This window comes from Mesorhizobium sp. LNHC221B00 (genome assembly GCF_000502935.1).
GTDB lineage: Bacteria > Pseudomonadota > Alphaproteobacteria > Rhizobiales > Rhizobiaceae > Mesorhizobium > Mesorhizobium opportunistum.
Genome location: NZ_AYWR01000012.1, coordinates 243,455 through 262,262 on the forward strand (window position 1 = coordinate 243,455; position 18,808 = coordinate 262,262).

Sequence of the window (18,808 nt, forward strand, 5' to 3'; positions counted from 1 at the left end):
CAGCCTCGCAAATGGCGGCGAGGCGTTCACTTGGCCCCGGCGCGCGAGGTGTATCACTAGCGAAACAGCGCTTCCACCCTTGCGCTGTTTGCGACGGCGCTTGCCGTTTTGCGCCGCGACGAGAAACAGGCATGCGGGCTGGCTGCTATGGCTGCGTTCAGTCACACTGCCTGTCGCGAGATTCTGGAGGACGAGAGGACGAGTATGGGTAACGCCTGGTGGAATCTGACGTTACGCTTCCTGTTGGAGCTTGCCGCCTTGCTTGGTCTCGGCGTCGCGGGCTGGAACCTCTCCGAGGGATGGTGGCGATGGGTCCTGGCCCTGGTCCTGCCGCTTGTTGCAGCCGTGCTGTGGGGCACCTTCGCGGTACTCGACGACCCAAGCCGATCGGGCCGCGCGCCAGTACCGGTTCCGGGCACGGTGCGGCTGGCGCTGGAACTGATCATCCTGTTCGGCGGCGCCGCCGGTTTCTATGCGGCTGGTTACACGACCACGGGCATCATCGTCGCCCTGCACATCGCCATCAGCTACGCATTTTCGCTCGATCGCCTTGGTTGGCTGCTGAAGCAATAGTTCAGGGACGACTCAGCCTTGGCAGGTATCGGGCGGCTCCGACCAATCCCATTTGCGACCAAGCATCCGATCGCCGGCAGAGCTGGCGCCAAGCAAAGGATGCAAAAAAAAATGCTCGCACTCGCCAACAAGATCGTCATCGTCACCGGCGCCAGTTCCGGCATTGGCCGCGCCACCGCAAAACTCTTTGCCGAGGAAGGCGCGAAGCTCGTCGTCGCCGCGCGGCGCCAGGCAGAGCTCGACGCGCTCGTCGCCGAAATATCGGACACGGACGGCACCGCCGTCGCGCTTGCCGGCGACGTCAGGGACGAAGCCTATGCAAAGGCTCTTGTCGATCTGGCGTTGGAAAAGTTCGGCGGCCTCGACATCGCCTTCAACAACGCCGGCGCCGTCGGCGTGATGGCGCCCCTGCCCGACATGGTGCCGGCGGCATGGCACGAGACGATGGACATCAACCTGACCAGCGCCTTTCTTGGGGCGAAGCACCAGATACCGGCCATGCTGGAGCGGGGCGGCGGGTCGCTGATCTTTACTTCGAGCTTTGTCGGCTACACTGCCGGCGTGCCGGGCATGGCCGCCCATGCCGCTGCCAAGGCCGGATCGATCGGGCTGACGCAGGTGCTGGCTGCCGAATATGGGCCCAAAGGCGTGCGCGTCAACGCGCTTATGCCGGGCGGAACCGACACGCCGTCGGCGACGTTCAAGACCCCGGAATCCCGGGCCTTCGTCGAAAACCTGCATGCCTTGAAGCGTGTGGCAGAGCCCGAAGAGATCGCCCGCGCGGCGCTCTTCCTGGCTTCGGATGCCTCGAGCTTCACCACCGGATCGGCGCTGTTTGCCGATGGCGGCATCTCGATCACCCGGACGTGAAGCATTTCGCGGCCGTCGCCCGCGTCGATCAGCCATAGAGCTCGAAACCGGACTTGCTTTTTCCACACGATTTGGCGATTCGGTTTCGAGTGAGAGGCCGTTTCGAAATTCGCTCTGGCGAGTCATATGGTGGTGGTTTCGAGAACCGGAGCGCAGCGGATTTTAAGTCCGTGAGCACCGGAAGCGCAGAAAACGCCATCAGATGGCCGCCGGAGTAGAATTTCCAAACGGTCTCTGAGGACTCTTGTTCGAGGACGGACATGCTGCTGATCAGAACTTATATCGCCCAGAGCGCAATCGAAGGCGTCGGCGTCTTTGCCGCCGAGCCGATCCGCAAGGGTGCCTCGATCTGGCGCCTCGATCCTGATTTCGACCGGCTGATCCCGATGGACAAATACGAGGCAGCGCCACCAGCGCTGAAGGAATTGCTCGACCGCTATGCCTATCCGAGCCCGGATCGCCCGGGTTTCATGGTCTATGAAGTCGATAATGGCCGCTTCATGAACCATTCGGCGACGCCGAATACCGATTTTTCGCAATATGGCGGCGCGACGGCGACCCGCGATATCGCGGCGGGCGAAGAGATCACCTGCGACTACGGTGAGTTCTTCGAGGATTTCGAGCGGCTGCATCTGGCCACGGCGTAGCTGATGGCCTATCTACCGGGCAACCGGTGGCAATTTGGCCGTTGTCCTTCATTTCGACTGTGGACAGCGCGGCTTGATTCTGCTATCAGCCGCCACAATTCGTGGTGTCGAGCGCCGCGGAGGCTAGTGGCTATGGCTGCTTGCCTGTTGATATCAAACCCGAAAGACAGGATTGCCCGTGCAGGTACTCGTCCGCGACAACAACGTTGATCAGGCGCTTCGCGCGCTCAAGAAGAAGATGCAGCGCGAAGGCATTTTCCGCGAAATGAAGATGCGCGGTCATTACGAGAAGCCTTCCGAGAAGCGCGCCCGTGAAAAGGCCGAGGCCGTTCGCCGCGCCCGCAAGCTGGCCCGCAAGCGCGCACAGCGCGAAGGCCTGCTGCCGATGACGCCGCGTCCGGTGGCTGCCGGCGGTGCTGCCGGTGCAGCGCGTCCGCCGCGCTGATTAACGCCAATATTTCGTCCTTTTCGAAGGATACCAAGGTGGCGCGATGTGGAATCGCCGCCACCTTTTTATTTTGATGTGACCCGGCCCGGAGGGGGGATCCGGGCCTGAATGACGCGGCGCAAGTGAGGACAGGGCAGACATGAACGCAACGAGCGTGGAGCGCGGGACTGCATTGCGTGGTTTTGCCCTGACAGCGGCCCTGCTTTCCGGATTGGTGCTTGCCGGCTGCCAGACATCGGGCCCGACCGGCGAGTTCAACAACATCGACAAGGCGCAAGGGTCGAGCGAGAACATCTCCTCGCTGTCGGCGGTGATTCAGCGCAATCCCCAGGATCCCGAAGGCTACAATGTGCGCGGCTCGGCCTATGGCCGTGGCGGCCAGTACCAGGCGGCGCTCAAGGATTTCAACCAGGCCATCCAGCTCAACCCTAATTTCTACCAGGCCTATTCGAACCGGGCGCTCATCCAGCGCTTCCTCGGCAACCAGGAAGCCGCGCTTGCGGACTACAACCGCTCGATTCAGATCAACGGCAACTATGACGCCGCCTATATCGGCCGCGGCAATCTCTACCGCAAGGCGGGCCGCACCCAGGATGCCTTCAGCGACTTCCAGAAGGCGATCCAGCTCGACACCACGGACGCCCGCGCCTATCACAATCGCGGCCTGATCTATCAGAGCCAGGGCCAGCACAAATTCGCCATCGAGGATTTCTCGACCGCCATCTCGCTGGCGCCGGATGCCGCCGAACCCTACAACGGCCGTGGCCTTTCCTATCTGGCGACAGGCGACGAGGACAATGCCTTCTCCGACTTCAACATGGCCATCAAGCTCGACGGCAAGAACGCCGAGGCCTGGGCCAACCAGGCGCTGATCTACGAGCGGCGCGGCGACAAGGCGAAGGCCGCTAAATCCTACAAGGAAGCCGTTCGCCTCGACCCGACCTACCAGCCGGCCAAGGACGGCCTCGCCCGCGTCAGCTGACATTGGTTTCGCCAGATCCGCGAAACATTCCAGATCGTTAGCGTGTCCAAAAGGACACGCTGCTCTGGCTTTCGCCGGCAATCCGGCAACCGCGCGTTAACCCCCGCTGCAACCCGTCAACCCTTGCCTTGTTCGCGCCAAGTTTTCAGCGGAACGGTCTGGCCATCAAAGCCGTTACTTGGAAGCAATTGCGAAAGGACCCTCCCATGATCAAGAAACTCGCCTGCGCCGCCGCACTCGCCATGACCGCGTTCGCTGCCGCACCGGCCAGCGCCGGCAGGCTGCAACTCGGCACGCTCGACTGCACCATCGATGGCGGCACCGGCTATATCGTGACGTCCAACAAGGGCGTGTCCTGCGTCTTCCGGCCCCACCATCATGGACCGTCCGAGGTTTACACAGGCGTCATCTCCAAGCTTGGCGTCGATCTCGGCAAGACTCATCAGGGCCAGCTGGTCTGGGCCGTATTTGCCGCGACACGCGACCGTGACGCGGGCGACCTCGCCGGCAGCTATTACGGCGTCAACGCCGAGGCCAGCGTCGTGACCGGCGGTGGCGCCAACCTGCTGGTTGGTGGCTTCGACAGCGCCTTCATGCTCGAGCCGCTCAGCGTCCAGGCGCAGACCGGCGTTAATCTTGCCGTCGCCGTGACGTCGCTCGAGCTGATCCATTCGCTCAAATGAATGCATGGAGCCATGGGCTCCACGACCCCTCACTTCGCGGCGCGGAACCGGATAGGATGGTTCCGCGCCGTTTCATTTTGAGGGGAACAGTATGCCGAAGACAGCCATCGCCGCTGCCGTGATTTCGACGGTGCTTGCCGGTGCGGCACGAGCCCAGGACCGTGGCATCGAACTCGGCGCGCTTGAATGCGCCATATCAGGCGGCACCGGCTTCATCTTCGGCTCGACCAAGGATTTGAGCTGCACCTTCACCCCCTCCGACAAGACCTTCGCGCCGGAAGCCTATTTCGGCGCCGTCAACAAATACGGCCTCGACATCGGCACGACAAAGCAAGCGGTGATGCGATGGCTGGTGCTGACGCCGCTGAAGAACATCTACGCGCCGGGTGCGCTGGCGGGCGACTATATCGGCGCCGGTGCCGAGGTGACGGCGGCCGTCGGCGCCGGCGCCAATCTGCTGGTTGGCGGTTCGTCGCAGGCCTTCACCCTCCAGCCACTCAGCCTGCAGACCCAGACGGGCATCAATCTGGCCATCGGCGTCAGCCAGTTCCAGCTGCGCAGCATCGAAAACTGATCGCGCCTAGGGCGTTCGCTTTCCGCTTCGTCATCCGGGGGCGTAAGCAAGGAGCAAAGCGACGCGGCGTTGAGAAGCTTCGGCCAATCTCGACCGTTGCGATGGTCCACGGAAACGAACCGCTTGAGCTCAACCAAGGTTGAGGTCTTACGAACCTGCCCCGACTGAGCAGCGCCTGGATTCGGCGTTGCCGACATGCATGGTCCTGCCGGAAGCCCTTTCTGGCTTCTGGCGCCCTGCGCCGTCACCGAGCTATGCAAGGCAGGGGTAGAAATGACTGAGATCGGTATAAACAGGGTCGACTGGCGCGCATTGTGGGCGAGCGGCGACCTGGCGCGCTTCTGCTTCATCAGCCTCGGCATCCNATCCTGCTGCACGCGACCAACGAGACGATGGTGGCGACCGTCATGCCCGCCATGGTCGGTGAACTGGCCGGCGTGCAGCTCGTCGGCTGGTCGCTGGCGATCTACGAGCTCGGCGCCATCGTCGCCGGTGCCGCGGCCGGACGGCTGGTGAGTTATGTGGCGCTGCGCACCAACATGGTAGTCGCCGCCCTGCTCTACGCGGCCGGAGCGTTGATCTGCGCCACCTCGCCTTCCATGCAACTGTTTCTCGCAGGCCGCCTGATCGAGGGGCTTGGCGGCGGCGCTCTGGTGTCGCTGGCCTTCGTCTCGGTCGAGCGGTTGTTTTCGCGTGCGATCTGGCCGCAGCTTTTCGGCATCATGTCCGCGATCTGGGGTGTCGCGGCCTTCAGCGGCCCATTGCTCGGCGCGATCATGACCGAGCTTCTCTCATGGCGCTGGGCATTCGGCGTCTTCACCGTCGGCGGCACGGCCATGGCGCTGGCAAGCTTCATCGTGCTCGACACGCCCGAGGCGACGAGACCCAGCACCAGCAAGGGCAAGGCGCCACCCTTCCCGTTCGCAGCCCTCGCCTGCCTTGCCGTAGCCGTGGGACTGATCGCCTCGGCCGGTGTCGACATCGCCTTGCTGCGCTCTTCGCTGCTGATCGCCCTCGGTCTCGCCGGCCTGGCGCTGTTCTTCTACGTCGACGCGCTGAAGCCGCGCTCCCGGCTTTTCCCGGCGCGGCTGTTCTCGTGGCGCACGCCGGTCGGGGCCGGCATGACCATGGTCGCCGCCTTCTCGGTGGCGACCTGCTCCTTCGGCGTCTACGGGCCGCTGCTGTTGACCAGCTTGCACGACATCCCGCTGCTGACCACCGGCTACATCATCGCCGCCGAATCGATCGCCTGGTCGATCCTGTCGATCCTCGTCGCCAACGCGCCACCGCGGCGCGAGCGGCTGATCATCGTCTGCGGCGCGCTGATGATCGCGGCCGGCATCGCCGGCTTTGCCTATACGATACCGCTGGGCTCGATCCCGCTGATCCTGGTCTGCGCCCTGCTGCAGGGCGGCGGCTTCGGCATCGCCTGGCCGTTCCTGACCCGCGTCATCGTCGCCTCCGCCCCGGATGAGGAGCAGACAATTGCCTCGGCAGCGGTGCCGACCATGCAGCGCATCGGCTATGCCGTGGGTGCCGCCCTTGCCGGCATCGTCGCCAATGCCAGCGGTTTTTCGCAAGGGTTGAACCACGAGGCGGCGGCGAATGTCGCGAGTTGGCTGTTCCTCGCCTTCGTGCCGCTAGGAATTCTCGGCTGCCTGGCCGCCTTGCGGGCATCGTCGACAGCGAACCGACTGCAGGAAGCAATCGGTTAAGCGACGGCTCTCCCCTACTCGACCTCGCGCAGGCGATAGCCGACACCGGTCTCGGTGGTGATGTAGCGCGGCTGGTCGGGGGTCTTCTCGATCTTCTGCCGGAGCTGCCGGACGTAGACCCTGAGATACTGCACGTCGGTCAAATCGCCCCAGACCTGCTTCAACAGGAAATGGTGGGTCAGCACCTTGCCGGCATGCTGCACCAGCATGCGCAGGATCTCGTATTCCTTCGGCGAGAGCTTCACCTCCTTGCCCTCGACCTTGACGATGCGCTTGACCAGGTCGACGCTGAGATCGCCGGTCTGGAAAACCGGCTTCTCGCCCTGCTGCTGGAATTTGTGGCGCAGCGCCACGCGGATGCGCGCGACCAGCTCGTTCATGCCGAACGGCTTGGTGACATAGTCGTCGGCGCCGAGTTCGAGCGCGTTGACGATGCCGGCCTCGTCGGTGCGGCTGGAGAGAATGACGACGGGAATATCGAGACCGTCGTCACGCCATTTGCGCAGCAGTTCATGGCCGCTCATGCCGGGCAGGCCGAGATCGAGCAAGACGAGATCAGGCTTTTCCGTCTCCATCGATTCGATCGCCACCTTGGCGTTCGGCGCCTCGCTGATGGCATAGCCCTGGCTGCCGAGCCCGACCCGCAGCAGCTTGCGGATCGGCGGCTCGTCATCGACGACCAGTATCCTGACGTTCGAGTTTGTCATGCCAAGTCACCAACATCGTCGGTAGTGGAAGTGTCGAGATCGGGCGGGATCGCCGGTTTCGGCATGCTGATGGTGAAAACCGCGCCCGGACGGTCGGTTCGGTTCGCGGCTGTGATCGTGCCGCCCATCGCTTCGATGAAACCACGGCAGATCGACAGGCCGAGCCCGGTGCCGGCGCGGACCTGGTCGCGCTTGCGCACCCGGTAGAAGGTGTCGAAAATCCGTTCCACGTCTCCGGGCGGAATGCCCGGCCCCTCGTCCATGACCTGCAGGATGACGGAACCATTGTCGGTCCAGCCCTGCACGCGGATCGTCGAGCCGGGCGGGGCGTATTTCGCCGCATTGTCGAGGAGATTGAACAGCGCCTGCTCGAACAGGACGGGATCGACCTTCAACATCGGCAGATCCACGGGGATGTCGATCTCTGTCTTGTGCTCGGCGATGATCTTCCTCGCCCTCTGCAGGGCAGAGCCGACGATATCGCCGACATAGTGGAAAGCGTAGTTGGGCTCCATGGCCCCGGACTCGATCTTGGTCATGTCGAGCAGATTGGCGATGAAGCGGTTCAACCGCTCGGACTCGTCGAGCACGGTCGACAGCAGCTCCGCCCGATCCTGTTCCGGCAATGCCGGCGCGAATTCCCGCAGCGTGCCGGCCGCACCCATGATGGCGGCGAGCGGCGTTTTCAGATCATGCGAGATCGAGGTGAGCAGCGCCGAACGCAGCCTGTCCGCCTCGGCGGCGAGCTTGGCGCGGTCAACGTCGGCGACCAGCTGAATGCGTTCGATGGCGACCGCCGCCTGGTCGGCCAGCGCGTCGAGCAGGCGCTGCTGCTCTGGCGTCAGCAGCGGGCCCTGCTTGTCGTTGTCGAGGCCAACCACGCCGATCGCGGTGCGCCCTGTCCGCAGGGGCAGATAGAGGCGCTTGGCACCGGGAAGCGTGTCGGCGCCGCGTCCTGCCGCGCGGTTGTGCTCCCAGGCCCAGCGGGCGGCGGCGATGTCGGCCTCCGCCAGCGTATCGTCGGGCGGATAGCCGGCCTTGACGGTGATCGTTCCATCTTCCGGCAAAAGCAGCACCACGCGCAGCTTCAGCATCGAGGCGATCTGGAAGGCGGTGGCCCACAGAACGTCGTCGAGCGTGCCGGCACCGGCGAGCTTCTTGGAAAAGAGGTAGATGTCCTCCGTGGCCCGCGCCCGCGAGCGGGCGGCGACCGCCTGGCGTTGCACGCGCGCCGTCAGATTGCTGGCGATGACGGCCACGACCAGGAACACGCCGAGCGCGACGATGCTCTCCGGATCCCGGATCGTCAGCGTGTAGCGCGGCTCCAGGAAAAAATAGTTGAAGGCCACGGCGCTGGCGAGACAGGCGTACAGGGCCGGCCAGAGGCCGCCGGTCACCGCCGACGTCAGCACCCCGATGAGAAAGATGATCGCGAGATTGCGAACGTCGAGAAACTGGTCGAGCAGGACGGCGAAGGCGAGCGAACCGGCGACAAAACCCGTGGCCTTGAGATAGGGCCAGATCTGGAACTGCCACTGTTCGTCCGCCGCCTTGACGTGTCTCGACGTCGCCTCGGTGTTGCGCTCGGTTCCCGAAATGACATGGACGCTGATGTCGCCGGCATTGCGGATGAGATCGTAGGTGAGCGAACCTTCGATCAATTCGCGCCAGCGCGACCGGGTCGGCCGGCCGACAACGATGTGGGTGAAATTGTTGGCCGTCGCATGGCGCACGATGTCTTGCGCGACGTTCTGGCCGGGAATGGTCGTCACCTCGGCGCCGAGCTGTTCGGCAAGGCGCAGCAGCGCCGCCAGCCGGTCCTTGTCCTCCTCGGACATGGCGGCTGAGCGAGGCGTATCCACATGTAGCGCCGTCCACGGCGCGCGCAGCCGGTCGGCCAGCCGGCGCGCATAGCGAATGCGGGCCGCCCCGCCCGGACGCGCGTCGACGCAGACGAGCACCCGCTCGCCCGCGGCCCACGGCCCCGGAATGGCGTGGGCCTGCATATGGATCAGCAACTGGTCGTCGACGCGCTGCGCCGTGCGGCGCAGCGCCAGTTCCCTAAGCGCGGTCAGATTGCCCGGCGAGAAATAGTTCTCGATCGCGCGCTGGGCGGTGTTGGGGAAATAGACCTTGCCTTCCTCGAGCCGCTTGATCAGGTCGTCGGGCGTGAGGTCGATAATCTCGACGTCGTCGGCCTGGTCGATGATGGAATCGGGAACCGTCTCGCGCACCCTGACCTTGGTGATCTGGGCGACGACATCGTTCAGGCTTTCGACATGCTGGATGTTGAGCGTCGTGTAGACGTCGATACCTTGCGTCAGGATTTCCTGGACGTCGAGATAGCGTTTGGGATGGCGGCTGCCGGGCGCGTTGGTGTGGGCGAGTTCGTCCACGAGAACCAGCGCCGGACGCCGGGCGAGGATGGCGTCTATATCCATCTCGTCGAGGACGCGGCCCTTGTAGTCGACCTTGCGGCGGGGAATGACCTCATAGCCCTCGACCAGGGCCATCGTCTCCTTGCGCCCATGCGTCTCGACGACGCCGATCACCACGTCCACGCCGTCGGCCAGGCGGGCACGGCCCGACATCAGCATTTCATAGGTCTTGCCGACACCCGGTGCCGCACCGAGGAATATGCGCAAACGACCGCGACCTTCCCGCTCGGCATGATCGAGCAGTGCGTCGGGAGAAGGTCTGGATTCGTTGCTTCGGTCGTCCGGCATCAGCTTCGATCATGGACGGCGCCAGGAGTACTGTCGATCCCCGGTCACCCCTTCGTCATTTCGCATCGTCGAGTGCGAGGTTGAGCGCCAGCACATTGACGACCGGCTCACCCAGGAAGCCCAGTTCGCGGCCATCGATGTGGCTGTCGACGAGCGCCTTGACCTTGGCCTCGTCGATGCCCCGGGCCTTCGCCACCCTGGCGACCTGGAAGTAGGCGGCCTCGGGGCTGATGGCCGGATCGAGGCCGCTGCCGGACGTCGTCACCAGGTCCATCGGGACCGGCTGGTTCGGATTCTCCGCCTTCAGCTTTTCGGCATCGCCCTTGATGCGATCGATCAGCTTCGGATTGGTCGGGCCGAGATTGCTGCCGCCGGAGGCGGTTGCGTCGTAGCCGCTGCTGCCGGCCGCCGAAGGCCGGCCATGGAAATACTTGTCGCTGGCAAAGCCCTGGCCGATCAGGCCGGAGCCGATGACCTTGCCGTCCTTTTCGATCAGGCTGCCATTGGCCTGGCGCGGGAACAGCGCCTGCGCGATGCCGGTCATGCCCAAGGGATAGATCAGGCCGGTCAGCACCGTGAAGAAGACGATCATGATGATCGCGGGTCTTATCTGGGAGAGCATGGAAATTTTCCTCAAAGCAATTCCAGGAAAAGTGTGAAGCGGTTTCCCGCAGGAATTGCGTTAAAACGAAGAGTTAAGCGAGGCCAAGGGCGGTGACGATCATGTCGATCGCCTTGATGCCGACGAAGGGGACGATGATGCCGCCGAGGCCGCAGACCAAAAGGTTGCGGCTGAGCAGCGCACCGGCGCCGATGGCACGATACTTGACGCCTTTCAGCGACAGCGGGATCAGCGCGATGATGATCAGCGCGTTGAAGATGATCGCCGACAGGATGGCGCTCTGCGGCGTCCCCAGATGCATGATGTTGAGTGCCTGCAGCGGCCCGGTCGTCTGTCCCGGCGCGACATAGAAGACGGCGAACATCGCTGGGATGATGGCGAAGTACTTGGCGACGTCGTTGGCGATCGAAAACGTCGTCAGCGAGCCGCGCGTCATCAACAGCGCCTTGCCGATCTCGACGATCTCGATCAGCTTGGTCGGATCGCTGTCGAGATCGATCATGTTGCCGGCCTCGCGAGCCGCGACGGTGCCGGTGTTCATGGCCACGCCGACATCGGCCTGGGCAAGAGCGGGCGCATCGTTGGTGCCGTCGCCGCACATGGCGACCAGCTTGCCCTTGGCCTGTTCGTCGCGGATCAGCTTCAGCTTGTCCTCGGGCGTCGCCTGGGCCAGGAAGTCGTCGACGCCGGCCTCCGCGGCGATCGCAGCGGCCGTCATCGGATTGTCGCCGGTGATCATCACCGTTCGGATGCCCATGCGGCGCAGTTCTGTGAACCGTTCGCTGATGCCGCCCTTGACGATATCCTTGAGGTGAACGACGCCGAGCAGGCGCCCGTCGCGTTCCACCGCCAGCGGCGTGCCGCCGGACTTGGCGACCTCGTCGGCAATGGCCTGGAGGTCGCGGATGGAGTCACTGCTCGGGCGCACGCCATGGGCGGCCGATGCCGACTGGTTGACATGGGCGAGCACCGAATCGACGGCACCCTTGCGCACCGACGAACCGTCGATGTCGACGCCGCTCATACGTGTCTGCGCGGTGAAGGGCACGAAGGTGGCGTGCAGCGTTGCCATGTCGCGGGCGCGAATGGCGTATTTCTCCTTGGCCAGCACCACGATCGAGCGGCCTTCCGGCGTTTCGTCGGCGAGCGAGGCGAGCTGCGCCGCGTCGGCCAGTTCCTGCTCGGTGACACCCTTGACCGGGCGAAATTGCGTCGCCTGGCGATTGCCGAGCGTGATCGTACCGGTCTTGTCGAGCAGCAGCGTGTCGACGTCGCCCGCCGCCTCGACGGCGCGGCCGGACATCGCCAGCACGTTGAAGCGCACCAGGCGATCCATGCCGGCGATGCCGATGGCCGACAGCAGCGCGCCGATCGTGGTCGGGATCAGGGTGACGAACAGGGCGACCAGGACGGTCACCGGGATGTAGCCGCCCGAATAGGAGGCGAAGCTCGGGATGGTGGCGGTGGCCAGCACGAAGATCAGCGTCATGCCGACCAGCAGGATGTTGAGCGCGATCTCGTTCGGCGTCTTCTGGCGCTCGGCGCCCTCGACCAGCGAGATCATGCGGTCGAGGAAAGTATGGCCCGATGCCGCCGTGATGCGCACGCGGATCCAGTCGGACAGCACCTGCGTGCCGCCGGTGACCGCAGAACGGTCGCCGCCGGATTCACGGATGACCGGCGCGGATTCGCCTGTTATCGCCGCCTCGTTCACCGAGGCGACACCTTCCACCACCTCGCCGTCCGACGGGATGATGTCGCCGGCCTCGACCAGCACGGCATCCCCGACCTTCAGGCTGGTGCCGGGCACCAGTTTGTATTTCGTGCGATCCTCACCGGTCAAAAGCTTGGCCTGGGTTTCGGTGCGCGCCTTGCGCAGCGAATCGGCCTGCGCCTTGCCGCGGCCTTCGGCGACGGCCTCGGCGAAATTGGCGAACAGCACGGTGAACCACAGCCAGATGATGATCTGCAGCGTGAATTTGGAATCGCCGCCGCCGGTGATCAGGTCCTTGGCGAACAGGACGGTCGTCAGCGCCGAGACGACTGCGACGACGAACATGACCGGGTTCCTGATCAGGGTACGCGGGTTCAGCTTCCTGAAGGCTCCGCCGACAGCGGGCCACAGGATGCCGGCATCCATGATGCTGGCGGATTTGGACTGGCTCATTTGTTGGCTCCAGTATCGATGTTGTTGGCGGGCACCGATCGCTCGGATGCCGAAAAGGGCGGGCCATAGACCAGCAGCCAGATCACGATCATGACTGCCGCAAGGCCCAGGAATGTGGAGATGGTCGGGAAGGGAGGGGGAGTTGGCTCCCCCTCGTTTCCGGCCCGGGGCCGGCTCTTCCGTCGCATGATGTTGAACCAGGACATGATGTTGATCCAAGGCTGGGCCGTGTCAGAATGTCTGCCCATGGATCATGGCCAGGTGTTCGACGATCGGTCCGATCGCCAGTGCCGGGAAGAAGGTCAGGCCGGCGACGATCAGGATGACGCCGACCAGCAGGCCGACGAACAGCGGGCCGTCTGTCGGGAAGGTGCCGGCCGAGGCCGGGACCGTCTTCTTCGCCACCAGCGAGCCGGCGATGGCGAGCGCCGGGATGATGACCAGGAAGCGGCCCATCAGCATGGTGATGCCGAGCGTGATGTTGTACCAGGGCGTGTTGCCGCTGAGGCCGCCAAAGGCCGAGCCATTGTTCGCCGCCGCCGAAGTATAGGCGTAGAGCACCTCGGAGAAGCCGTGCGGCCCGCCATTGGCCATGGACGCGACACCCGTCGGCAGCACCACGGCGATTGCCGTGAAGATCAGCATGGCCAGCGGCAGGCACAGTATGGCCAGCATCGCCATCTTGACTTCCTTGGCCTCGATCTTCTTGCCGAGATATTCCGGCGTGCGGCCGACCATCAGCCCGGCGACGAAGACGGCGAGGACGATGAACATCATCATGCCGTAGAAACCGGCGCCGACGCCGCCGACGATGACCTCGCCGAGCTGCATGTTGACCATCGGGATCAGCCCGCCGAGCGCGGTGAAGCTGTCATGCATGGCGTTGACGGCGCCGCACGAGGCGGCCGTGGTGATGACCGCGAACAGTGCCGAGAGGGCAATTCCGAAGCGGCTCTCCTTGCCTTCCATATTGCCGCCGTCGATGCCGAGCGCATGGACCAGCGGATTGCCGGATGCCTCCGCCCAGTAGCAGATGGCGACGCCGGCGATGAACAGCACGCCCATGGTGGCCAGGATCGCCCAGCCCTGGCGCTGGTTGCCGACCATACGGCCGAAGACGTTGGTCAGCGCCGCACCCAGCGCGAAGATCGTCACCATCTGGATCAGGTTGGAGATGGCGTCGGGATTTTCGAACGGATGCGCGGCATTGGCATTGAAGAAACCGCCGCCATTGGTGCCGAGCATCTTGATGGCCACCTGCGAAGCGACCGGGCCGAGCGCGAGGGTCTGCTTGGCGCCCTCCAGAGTGGTGGCGTCGACATAGGGACCGAGCGTCTGCGGTATGCCGAGCCAGACATAGACCAACGTCAGCACGATGCAGAGCGGCAGCAGGATGTAGAGCGTGCAGCGGGTCATATCGACCCAGAAATTGCCGATCGACTTTGCCGAGGCACGGGCAAAGCCGCGGATCAGCGCGACGGCGATCGCGACACCGACGGCGGCCGACATGAAGTTCTGCACGGTGAGGCCGGCCATCTGCACGAGGTAGGACATCGTGCTCTCGCCGCCATAGTTCTGCCAGTTGGTGTTGGTGACGAAGCTGGCGGCGGTGTTGAAGGCGAGGTTGGCGTCGACAGACGCCATGCCGGCAGGATTGTAGGGCAGCACACCCTGGAGCCGCTGCAGGACATAAAGCGCCAGGAAGCTGGCGACGCTGAAGAACAGGATGCCCGCCGCATAGGCGGTCCAATGTTGTTCCTCGCGCTCACTGGTTCCCGAAATGCGATAGAGCCCGCGTTCGACCGGGCCCAGAACCGGCGACAGGAATGTCCGGTCGCCATTGAAGACGCGGTACATGTAGCCGCCGAGCGGTTTCACCAGCAAAACGACGATCCCGCAATAGACGAGGATCTGTAGCCATCCGTTGAGAGTCATGGTTTCCGGCCTTCAGAAGCGTTCTGGACGAACGAGGGCGTATGTCAGGTAAACGAGCAGGAACAGCGTCACGCCGCCACCGAGAATGTAGTCGACAAGCATCTTGCGGTCCTCGCGTTAAAGAATGTCGCAGGCTTTGATGTAGGCGAAGGAAAGGACGAAAAACAAAATCCCTATTCCGAGAACGACGATATCCATCGCGTTTATTCCCTGCTTCCACTTTTCTACTTTGCGCCCGCTCGAAAGCAGGTTGGCAATTACGCAAAAACCGGCGCGCCACACCTCGATTGGTGAGGGCGTTCGACGTTTTGCTCGAGAATGGAATATGGACCCGATCGCCATAAAGGTTCGAGACGGCGCGAAGCGGAAAGAAATAGGAATTTTATAAAGGTTTTCGGGCGTGGCTCGTCACCTTCGGCGCCCTGCCGCGCAACCATCGAATGAGCCTGGTTCAGCGAGCCCGAGCGAAACGCCGGCGGACGGCTGATTGTCTCCATAAACGCCGGCAAACGTCATCAGCGTCCGCAAAGCCGTAGTTTCCGGCAGCAAAGTGAAAGCCCTGCTTGGAGGACCAGTGGCAGTCGATGCAGAATTGGCCGCTACGACGGGAGTGAATTCTTACTCAGGCGGCGTAGCCGCCGTAGCCGCGCGCGACAGCGCGCGTCACGATGACTGGCTCGATCTCGGGCCAGAGAATGCCGGCAGCCTGCGCGAATTCTACGAACGCATGGCGGGCCTCATCCCTGGCGACGCAGCCTTCCATGGCAAGGCCACATGCCTCGACGGCATTGTGGTAAAGCTGACCACGGCGCGCGGTCGTCCAATTGGTCAGGAAATCATGCATTTCGGCCAGCGAGGCAATCTCGCGCTTGAAGCCGAGGCCGACGGTGAGGGCCACCGGTGAACGAAACAGCTTGTCGTGCATGAAACGGCTCCTGGTTGTAGCAGCGCTAGGAGAAATATCCGGGCTGGTCCACGAATGGGACGCCATGAAACGCGCGGAGCAGCGGGAGGTTCCAAGCCGAGCTTGCTGTTCTGTGGAACGGCGACCGCCTCGGGGCAGATCCGTAACGGTCGAAAAAAAGCGGACCCGGAAATGAAATCCGGGCCCGCTGGAGGAGTTGATCATGCAGTTGAAAGCGGACGGTTGCCGAAGAACCAGAGGCTTCCGGCAGCCAAGGCCGCCACGATAATACCCACGATCACATGCGCCCACATGGCGGCCGCCAACCCCGAAAAGCCGAGGGCCCAAGGCGAGACCAGTGTCCACAGCCCAACCGCCAGATTTGCCCATTCCTCATAGGCATGGAAGGCGACCAGCGCACCCACGGCTATCAGGGCAATCACCGCACCGGCGATCCAGGCGTTCCAAGCTGCATAGGTTTCAGCCGCAAAGCCGAGATACCAGGGCGACAGTACTAGTGCTATGCCGGCGATCAGATTGACCACATCGATCACCGGACGATTTTCAGTTTTCAGCCATTTCTCCATTGTTCATCCTCCTTTCCTATATGCTCAGTGCACCGTCCCTTGAGCGAGGGCGGGTTCGGCGGCCAGGGATTGCCCTTCGCCACCGCTAAGTTCTCTTCGTCGGCCGGGCCGAACGCGGTCATCGCGCGGAACCGAGCCGGCCAGAACGAACGGCTTGACCTCGTCGGGCTGGAAGCGGTTGCCGGCGATCTCGCGCAGGGCGAGTTCGACGGGCACCATCACGCTGCCGGTCAGGCGAGGCTCGGCACCACGGCTGAGCGCACGGGCCCGGCCCGCCGCCGCAACGGCCAGCGCGAAACGGTTCGGCACGGTATTTTCACAATCGAGCACGATCATCGGATCCATGATGCCACCTCACGCTGCCTTCTGCTTCTGTTCAGGAACGGAAACGGCCAGTTTCGCTGTCGTAAGCTGCTCCAGTGCGAGCAGTGCCGATTCCACTTCGTCGAGCCGTGTCGGACGCGCGTTTTCAGGCATCCCTTCGGCCGTCGCGAGATCCACAAGATACTCGTTCCACGCCCAGTTGCGCAGGATGGCGCGTTTCTCGTCGACTGTCAGAAGAGGATCGACAACGAGGTCCATCGGCGATGCATAAAGCGCCTCAGGATCGGCCAATGCCGGTCCATAATGCGAGGCCTGTGAAACGGCACCGTAGCTGCTCGTGAGCAACGCCAGTTGTAGGCGGTTCCAGACAAGGTCCCCGCCGGCCTGCAGCCGCTTTTCGGCACTGGAGGATTCCGCGGATTTTTCCGCCGCGGGATTTACCTGAACCGAATAAGCGAGGCCCTGACGTTCGGCATAGTCGATGGCCGCCTGAACCGTCGGAAAATCGAGCTCCACCTGAGTCAGCGTGTCACCACTTCCGGTGTAGCCCATCAGCGGTTCGATGACCGGCGCCATACGCCGCTCGAACACCAGACGCCAGCCTTTCGGCCGCGCACGGCCCGAGGTCGTGACTGAACGGGAAGGCTTGTAGATCCGCGCGACCGCATCACGCGGGAACTCGGATCTGCCGAATGACAGCGCGCGCTTGCGATTGTCGTTTGCCGGTGCGAGATTTTCTGCGGCTTGTGTGACTTCTCTTTCTTCTTGCTTCTGCATCGTTCCATCCTCCCATTTTGCGAAGGATGCGTCGGAGGCGGCTGCCTGCCGCCCCCGACTTGCTCCATGCGTCAGTGGGTGATCGGGATGCGCTTCACCTTCGATTGCGCGTCTGGGTTCTTCGGCAGCGTCAAGGTCAGGACGCCATTGGCAAAGGACGCCTTGACCTTGTCGTCCTCGACCTCGTAGCCGAGAGGTATGCGCCGCTCGAAGCGACCGTAGAAGCGCTCGGAGTAGCCCTTCTCTTCGGTCTCGACCGCTTTTCGCCACGCAGGGTCAGCACGTCCTCATCGAGCAGGACTTCGATGTCCTTCTCTTCCATACCGGGAACCTCGGCGGTGACGCGAAGCTCATTGTCCGACTCCGAAATCTCCACCTTCGGCCAGCCATTGTCGAAAGACGAGAGCTGCCCCATAGAAGGCAGACGCGTCTCGAAGCTCCTCAACACATCGTCAAAGAGCCTGTTTACCTCACGGTGAAGCGAAACAAAGGGATCGCCACCGCCATAGATGTTGGGGGCCTGGTTGTTGTTGCGGCCCCACGGGATAAGGTCACGCATGTTCATCTTCATTCACCTCCATGTTCAAGAGCGCGGCACCGGACGAGCGCCGGTGCCTGTCGCTTCTGGTTCACTCTGACTTCAGGCGGCGTTCTTCTCGGCTTCGATCTGCCGTGGTTTCGCCTGGGCCGTGCTGCCGGCGATGGCGATCCGGCGCGGTTTCATCTCTTCGGGAAGCTCGCGCTTGAGATCGATGTTCAGCAACCCGTTTTCCAGGCTGGCGCCGACGACCTTCACATGGTCTGCCAGTTCGAACTGCCGCTCGAAGGCGCGCCCGGGAACGCCGCGATAAAGATACTGGCCGTCGTCCTCACCCGATTGCGAGCCGCTCACAAGCAGCAAGTTCGGTTGATGAGTGATGGTCAGTTGATCCTGCGAGAAACCGGCTATCGCCATTGTGATGCGATAGTCGTCCTCGCCGGTCTTGGCGATGTTGTAGGGCGGCCAATTGTCTATCGCGGTGACACGGCTCGCATTTTCGAGCAGATCGAAAATGCGATCAAAGCCGATGCTGGACCGGAACAAGGGGGTAAAATCGAGGTTTGTCTTCATAGCCACATCCTCCTTTGAGCAACATGGATACAAAAGGACGCCAAGAGAGCCTTGACGCCTCCTGACTTAGCGCCGGCCCCATGAGGCGGCCGGCGATTGTCGATTTAGAACGGCGGGTTGCGCGTTCAAGAGGGCGCTTAGGAAAATTTTCAGGCAAGATCCGACGTAGGGGGATGGGCAGGAGGAACGCACTCGGTTTTTCCGCTGGCGAATTCCTCGTCAGCGGAAGACCCCTGGTATTCCTGAAAGGCGGCATTCGCTCAAAGTCGATCTACCAATGCTGTGAATCCGGCGGCAGCGATGTCGAGTTCATGACTGCGACTGGCGGGAAGCGTCTCGCATTGATCCAATTGGCGCAACGCATCCATGAAGGCATCGAAGCCAACGGGTTCGGTGACCCCGGGCGGCATGCGCAGCGCCGGCATCGATTCCACTGCACAGGCATCCGATGCCCAT

The 18,808-nt window shown here is 63.2% G+C and carries 19 protein-coding genes and 3 pseudogenes; 8 read left to right on the forward strand and 14 right to left on the reverse strand.

The features are described 5' to 3' along the window. Positions 1-204: 204 nt before the first annotated feature. From X741_RS149510 to X741_RS01000000166860, 8 genes and pseudogenes are all read left to right on the forward strand, one after another. On the forward strand, positions 205-573 hold the full coding sequence (locus X741_RS149510) for a YrdB family protein (RefSeq protein WP_023778583.1): 369 nt from the start codon (positions 205-207) through the stop codon (positions 571-573). A 111-nt stretch (positions 574-684) separates the two neighbouring features. Further along, positions 685-1,443, forward strand: a complete 759-nt coding sequence (locus X741_RS149505; protein ID WP_023778584.1) for an SDR family oxidoreductase — start codon at positions 685-687, stop codon at positions 1,441-1,443. Between the two features lie 260 nt (positions 1,444-1,703). Beyond that, a complete protein-coding gene (locus tag X741_RS149500; RefSeq protein WP_023778585.1) occupies positions 1,704-2,090 on the forward strand; it encodes an SET domain-containing protein-lysine N-methyltransferase in 387 nt (128 codons plus the stop codon). Between the two features lie 178 nt (positions 2,091-2,268). Beyond that, positions 2,269-2,535, forward strand: coding sequence for a 30S ribosomal protein S21 (gene rpsU / locus X741_RS149495; protein ID WP_010911429.1), 267 nt, complete (start codon positions 2,269-2,271; stop codon positions 2,533-2,535). Positions 2,536-2,677: 142 nt separating this feature from the next. Beyond that, a complete protein-coding gene (locus X741_RS149490) occupies positions 2,678-3,520 on the forward strand; it encodes a tetratricopeptide repeat protein (protein WP_023778586.1) in 843 nt (280 codons plus the stop codon). A gap of 206 nt (positions 3,521-3,726) precedes the next feature. Next, complete coding sequence (locus tag X741_RS149485) at positions 3,727-4,203, forward strand: DUF992 domain-containing protein (protein ID WP_023765884.1); 477 nt, start codon at positions 3,727-3,729, stop codon at positions 4,201-4,203. 91 nt (positions 4,204-4,294) lie between these two features. Further along, the gene (locus X741_RS149480) at positions 4,295-4,777 is read left to right on the forward strand and encodes a DUF992 domain-containing protein (RefSeq protein WP_023778587.1); all 483 of its coding nucleotides are present in this window, start codon (positions 4,295-4,297) and stop codon (positions 4,775-4,777) included. 273 nt (positions 4,778-5,050) lie between these two features. Continuing rightward, a pseudogene (locus X741_RS01000000166860) lies at positions 5,051-6,492 on the forward strand (MFS transporter). 14 nt (positions 6,493-6,506) lie between these two features. Here the strand turns inward: X741_RS01000000166860 and X741_RS149475 are convergent. From X741_RS149475 to X741_RS149425, 14 genes and pseudogenes are all read right to left on the reverse strand, one after another. After that, a complete protein-coding gene (locus X741_RS149475) occupies positions 6,507-7,199 on the reverse strand; it encodes a response regulator transcription factor (protein ID WP_023778588.1) in 693 nt (230 codons plus the stop codon). Continuing rightward, positions 7,196-9,925: a sensor histidine kinase KdpD gene (locus X741_RS149470; RefSeq protein WP_023778589.1), complete on the reverse strand. Its 2,730-nt coding sequence runs from the start codon at positions 9,923-9,925 to the stop codon at positions 7,196-7,198. Before X741_RS149470 ends, X741_RS149475 begins: the two co-directional genes overlap by 4 nt. Before the next feature lie 55 nt (positions 9,926-9,980). Further along, a complete protein-coding gene (kdpC, locus tag X741_RS149465; protein ID WP_013893054.1) occupies positions 9,981-10,547 on the reverse strand; it encodes a potassium-transporting ATPase subunit KdpC in 567 nt (188 codons plus the stop codon). Positions 10,548-10,620: 73 nt separating this feature from the next. Further along, positions 10,621-12,714: a potassium-transporting ATPase subunit KdpB gene (gene kdpB / locus X741_RS149460; protein ID WP_023778590.1), complete on the reverse strand. Its 2,094-nt coding sequence runs from the start codon at positions 12,712-12,714 to the stop codon at positions 10,621-10,623. Continuing rightward, positions 12,711-12,920: a hypothetical protein gene (locus X741_RS149455; RefSeq protein WP_023778591.1), complete on the reverse strand. Its 210-nt coding sequence runs from the start codon at positions 12,918-12,920 to the stop codon at positions 12,711-12,713. Before X741_RS149455 ends, kdpB begins: the two co-directional genes overlap by 4 nt. A gap of 25 nt (positions 12,921-12,945) precedes the next feature. After that, positions 12,946-14,649 carry a potassium-transporting ATPase subunit KdpA gene (gene kdpA / locus X741_RS149450; protein ID WP_023778592.1) on the reverse strand — a complete coding sequence of 568 codons (1,704 nt, stop codon included), beginning with the start codon at positions 14,647-14,649 and terminating at the stop codon, positions 12,946-12,948. A gap of 12 nt (positions 14,650-14,661) precedes the next feature. Then, positions 14,662-14,751: a K(+)-transporting ATPase subunit F gene (locus X741_RS13145; protein ID WP_023669708.1), complete on the reverse strand. Its 90-nt coding sequence runs from the start codon at positions 14,749-14,751 to the stop codon at positions 14,662-14,664. Positions 14,752-15,271: 520 nt separating this feature from the next. Continuing rightward, on the reverse strand, positions 15,272-15,574 hold the full coding sequence (locus tag X741_RS149445; RefSeq protein ID WP_023778594.1) for a DUF982 domain-containing protein: 303 nt from the start codon (positions 15,572-15,574) through the stop codon (positions 15,272-15,274). Positions 15,575-15,774: 200 nt separating this feature from the next. Next, positions 15,775-16,140, reverse strand: coding sequence for an SPW repeat protein (locus X741_RS149440; protein ID WP_023778595.1), 366 nt, complete (start codon positions 16,138-16,140; stop codon positions 15,775-15,777). Between the two features lie 24 nt (positions 16,141-16,164). After that, positions 16,165-16,485 carry a DNA-directed RNA polymerase subunit omega gene (rpoZ, locus tag X741_RS0135215; protein WP_023778596.1) on the reverse strand — a complete coding sequence of 107 codons (321 nt, stop codon included), beginning with the start codon at positions 16,483-16,485 and terminating at the stop codon, positions 16,165-16,167. Positions 16,486-16,494: 9 nt separating this feature from the next. Beyond that, complete coding sequence (locus X741_RS149435; protein ID WP_023778597.1) at positions 16,495-17,241, reverse strand: NADH dehydrogenase ubiquinone Fe-S protein 4; 747 nt, start codon at positions 17,239-17,241, stop codon at positions 16,495-16,497. 71 nt (positions 17,242-17,312) lie between these two features. Continuing rightward, positions 17,313-17,806, reverse strand: a pseudogene (locus X741_RS01000000166865) (Hsp20/alpha crystallin family protein). A 75-nt stretch (positions 17,807-17,881) separates the two neighbouring features. Then, positions 17,882-18,352: an Hsp20 family protein gene (locus X741_RS149430; protein WP_023778598.1), complete on the reverse strand. Its 471-nt coding sequence runs from the start codon at positions 18,350-18,352 to the stop codon at positions 17,882-17,884. Positions 18,353-18,612: 260 nt separating this feature from the next. Next, positions 18,613-18,808, reverse strand: a pseudogene (locus X741_RS149425) (hypothetical protein); the annotation flags it as partial.